Genomic DNA, 3,750 nt, shown 5'->3' with positions numbered 1-3,750 from the left:
GGACTTCTCCATGCGCCACATGCTGGTGGACGGCCAGGGCAACTTCGGCTCGGTGGACGGCGACAACGCCGCGGCCATGCGCTACACCGAAATCCGCCTGGCCAAGATCGCCCACGAGATGCTGGCCGACATCGACAAGGAGACGGTCGATTTCGGGCCCAACTACGACGGCAGCGAGAAGGAGCCGCTGGTCCTGCCCTCGCGCCTGCCCAACCTGCTCGTCAACGGCTCGGGCGGCATCGCGGTGGGCATGGCCACCAACATCCCGCCGCACAACCTCAACGAGGTGGTGGATGCCTGCCTGCACCTGCTGAAGAACCCGGAAGCCTCCATCGACGAGCTGATGGAGATCGTGCCGGCGCCGGATTTCCCCACCGGCGGCATCATCTATGGCATCTCCGGCGTGAAGGAAGGCTACCGCACGGGCCGCGGCCGGGTGGTGATGCGGGCCAAGACGCACTTCGAGGAGATCGACCGCGGCCAGCGCACCGCGATCATCGTCGACGAGCTCCCCTACCAGGTCAACAAGAAGACGCTGCAGGAGCGGATGGCGGAGCTGGTCAACGAGAAGAAGCTCGAGGGCATCAGCCACATCCAGGACGAGAGCGACAAGTCCGGCATGCGGCTGGTGATCGAGCTCAAGCGCGGCGAGGTGCCCGAGGTCGTCCTCAACAACCTCTACAAGCAGACCCAGCTGCAGGACACCTTCGGCATCAACATGGTGGCCCTGATCGACGGCCAGCCGAAGCTGTGCAACCTGAAGGACCTGGTCGACGTCTTCCTGCAGCACCGCCGCGAGGTGGTGACGCGCAGGACGGTGTTCAACCTGCGCAAGGCCCGCGAGCGCGGACACGTGCTGGAAGGCCTGGCCGTCGCCCTGGCCAACATCGACGAATTCATCCGCATCATCCGCGAGTCGCCCACCCCGCCGGTGGCCAAGGCGGAACTGATGGCGCGCAGCTGGGATTCGTCGCTGGTGCGCGAGATGCTCACCCGCGCCCGCGAGGACGGCTCGGTGATCAGCGCCGACGACTACCGGCCCGAGGGGCTGGAACGCGAATACGGCCTGCAGGCCGACGGCCTCTATCGCCTGTCGGACACGCAGGCGCAGGAAATCCTGCAGATGCGCCTGCAGCGCCTGACGGGCCTGGAGCAGGACAAGATCGTGGCCGAATACCGCGAGGTGATGGCCGAGATCGACGACCTGCTGGACATCCTGGCCAAGCCGGCCCGCGTGTCGGTCATCATCGGCGAGGAACTCACCGCGCTGAAGCAGGAGTTCGGCCAGACCAAGGTCGGCGCGCGCCGCAGCGAGATCGAGCACAACCCGCAGGATCTGGCCACCGAGGACCTGATCACGCCGCAGGACATGGTCGTGACCCTGTCCCACACCGGCTACATCAAGAGCCAGCCGCTCAACGAATACCGGGCGCAGAAGCGCGGCGGGCGCGGCAAGCAGGCGACGCAGACCAAGGAAGACGACTGGATCGACCAGCTCTTCATCGCCAACACGCACGACTACCTGCTCGCCTTCTCCAACCGCGGGCGGCTCTACTGGCTCAAGGTGTGGGAGGTGCCGGCCAGCTCGCGCGGCTCGCGCGGCAAGCCCATCGTCAACATGTTCCCGCTGGCCGAAGGCGAGAAGATCAACGTGGTGCTGCCGCTCACCGGCGAGTTCCGCAGCTTCCCGGCCGACCACTACGTGTTCATGGCGACTTCCATGGGCACGGTGAAGAAGACGGCGCTGAACGAATTCAGCAACCCGCGCAAGGCCGGCATCATCGCAGTGGACCTCGACGAGGGCGACTACCTGATCGGCGCTGCGCTCACCGACGGCAAGCACGACGTGATGCTGTTCTCCGACGGCGGCAAGGCGGTGCGCTTCGACGAGAACGACGTGCGGCCGATGGGCCGCAACGCGCGCGGCGTGCGCGGCATGATGCTCGATGACGCCCAGAGCGTGATCGCCATGCTGGTGGCCGAGGACGAATCGCAGAGCGTGCTGACGGCCACCGAGAACGGCTACGGCAAGCGCACCCCGATCACCGAGTACACGCGCCATGGCCGCGGCACCAAGGGCATGATCGCCATCCAGCAGAGCGAGCGCAACGGCAAGGTCGTCGCCGCCACCCTGGTGCACACCGAGGACGAGATCATGCTGATCACCGACCGCGGCGTGCTGGTGCGCACCCGGGTGAGCGAGATCCGCGAACTGGGTCGCGCCACCCAGGGCGTCACGCTGATCAACCTGGACGAGGGTTCGAAGCTGAGCGGGCTGCAGCGGATCGTGGAGAACGATGCGGGCAACGGCGACGGCGAAGAGGTGACGGGCAAGTAACAACGACTCCGTCGTTCCCGGGCCGGTGGGAAACTCGATCGATTCCGCCTGCGGGGGACGACGGCATCGCCCTAGTGACAGCCTGTAACCTCCCGCTATAGTTGCCCCTTCCCATGCCCAAAACGCTGTCCGAGCTCCGCACCAGCATCGACCAGGTCGATCGCGAACTCCTGGCCCTGCTCAATCGCCGGGCCGCACTGGCCAACGAAGTCGGCGAACTCAAGCGCCACGAAGGTTCGCCCGTCTTCCGCCCCGAGCGCGAGGCGCAGGTGATCAACGGCCTGCAGGCCGCCAACCCCGGCCCGCTGAAGGAAGACAACATCGCGCACATCTGGCGCGAGATCATGTCCGCCTGCCGCGCGCTGGAGGCGCCGCAGCGCGTCGCCTTCCTCGGCCCCACCGGCACCTTCAGCGAACAGGCGGCGATCCAGTTCTTCGGCGCGAGCATGGAGAAGATCCCGTGCGTGAGCATCGACGAGGTCTTCCGCGCCACGGCCGCCGGCACGGCGGAATACGGCGTGGTGCCGGTCGAGAACTCCACCGAGGGCGTGATCGCCCGCTCGCTGGACCTGTTCCTCGCCACGCCGCTGCACATCGTGGGCGAGACCAGCCTGCTGGTGCGCCACAACCTGCTGCGCAAGGGCCAGGCGGCGATCGAGGGCATCGAGGTGGTGCTGGCGCACCCGCAGGCGCTGGCGCAGTGCCAGGGCTGGCTCAACACGCACCTGCCGGAGGCCGAGCGCCGCGCCGTCGCCTCCAACGCCGAAGGCGCGCGCCTCGCTGCCACCCACCCCAACTGGGCCGGCATCGCCAGCGAGCGCGCCGCCACCGAATTCGGCCTGCACATCGCGGCCCACGCGATCCAGGACGACGCCTTCAACCGCACCCGCTTCGCCGTGATCTGCCTGCCGCAGACGCTGGCGGCGCCGGAAGCCTCCGGCAAGGACTGCGTGAGCCTGATCGTCTCGGTGCCGAACCGGCCGGGCGCCGTGCACGACATGCTGGTGCCGCTGAAGAAGCACGGCGTCTCCATGACGCGCTTCGAATCCCGCCCGGCCCGCTCGGGCCAGTGGGAATACTATTTCTACATCGACCTGCAGGGCCACCCCGCGCAGCCGAACGTGGCGGCGGCGCTGAAGGACCTGCAGGCCATCTGCGCCTTCTACAAGGTGCTGGGCACCTATCCCGTCGGCGAGTAAAGAAGAAAAGAACGAATGGCAGCGATGTTCGAGCAGCTGGGGTTGATCGGGTGCGGCCTGATGGGCGGCTCGTTCGCCCTGGCCATGAAGCGCGCCGGGCTCGTCAAGCGGGTGGTGGGCTACAGCAAGTCGCCCTCCACCACCGAGCGGGCGCGCCAGATGGGCGTGATCGACGTCGAGGCCCCCTCGGCCCTGCTCGCGGTTTCGGGCGCG

General features: G+C 67.5%; 3 protein-coding genes. All 3 read left to right on the top strand.

All coding sequences use genetic code 11. The features are described 5' to 3' along the window. Positions 1-2,338 (top strand): DNA gyrase subunit A (gene gyrA / locus VFM98_RS12255; protein WP_325110203.1); only part of this gene is annotated, 2,338 nt, incomplete at its 5' end. Positions 2,339-2,451: 113 nt separating this feature from the next. Beyond that, positions 2,452-3,537: a prephenate dehydratase gene (gene pheA, locus VFM98_RS12250; RefSeq protein WP_325110202.1), complete on the top strand. Its 1,086-nt coding sequence runs from the start codon at positions 2,452-2,454 to the stop codon at positions 3,535-3,537. 24 nt (positions 3,538-3,561) lie between these two features. Continuing rightward, positions 3,562-3,750 (top strand): NAD(P)-binding domain-containing protein (locus tag VFM98_RS12245; protein ID WP_325110204.1); only part of this gene is annotated, 189 nt, incomplete at its 3' end.

It is taken from the genome of Ramlibacter sp., from assembly GCF_035706265.1.
Lineage (GTDB): Bacteria > Pseudomonadota > Gammaproteobacteria > Burkholderiales > Burkholderiaceae_C > Ramlibacter.
The sequence above is the reverse complement of the archived record's forward strand: the minus strand, read 5'-3'. Positions and strand labels throughout refer to the sequence as shown.

Coding starts and splice junctions, on each gene's coding strand:
- pheA (WP_325110202.1), top strand. CDS start 2,452: ATGCCCAAAACGCTGTCCGAGCTCCGCACCAGCATCGACCAGGTCGAT.